Below are 461 nucleotides of genomic sequence, written 5' to 3' on the forward strand. Positions count from 1 at the left end.
CGGCGACGTGATCGAGGTGCCCGCCGTCGGGCCGGTCCTCGACCCCCGGCCGGACCCGACCGGGCAGCGGCTGGCGTACGTGACCGACGAGGCCGAGGGCGTACGCCGGTGTCAGTTGCGGGTGGTGGACGCCGACGGCACCGACAGCATCCTCGCCGGCGAGGACTCCGGGGTGGTCTGGGGACTGGCCGAACACATCGCGGCCGAGGAGTTCCGGCGGCACCGGGGTTACTGGTTGGCGCCGGACGGTCGTTCGGTGCTGGCCGCCCGGGTCGACGAGTCCCGCCTGCCGCACTGGCACCTGCACGATCCGGCGCAGCCGACCAGCCCGCCGACAAGCGTCGCGTACCCGGTGGCGGGTCGCCCGAACGCCGAGGGCAGTCTGCACCTGCTCGACCTCGACGGCGGCCGGGTGGACGGGCGCGGCGACCGGGAGACCTACCAGGCGTGGAGCGGAAAGA

At 74.6% G+C, this 461-nt stretch carries 1 protein-coding gene; it reads left to right on the plus strand.

Annotated elements, in window-relative coordinates; all coding sequences use genetic code 11:
• Positions 1-461 (plus strand): DPP IV N-terminal domain-containing protein (locus JMF97_RS30670; RefSeq protein ID WP_203224677.1); only part of this gene is annotated, 461 nt, incomplete at both ends.

This window comes from Micromonospora fiedleri (assembly GCF_016774385.1).
Lineage (GTDB): Bacteria > Actinomycetota > Actinomycetes > Mycobacteriales > Micromonosporaceae > Micromonospora > Micromonospora gifhornensis.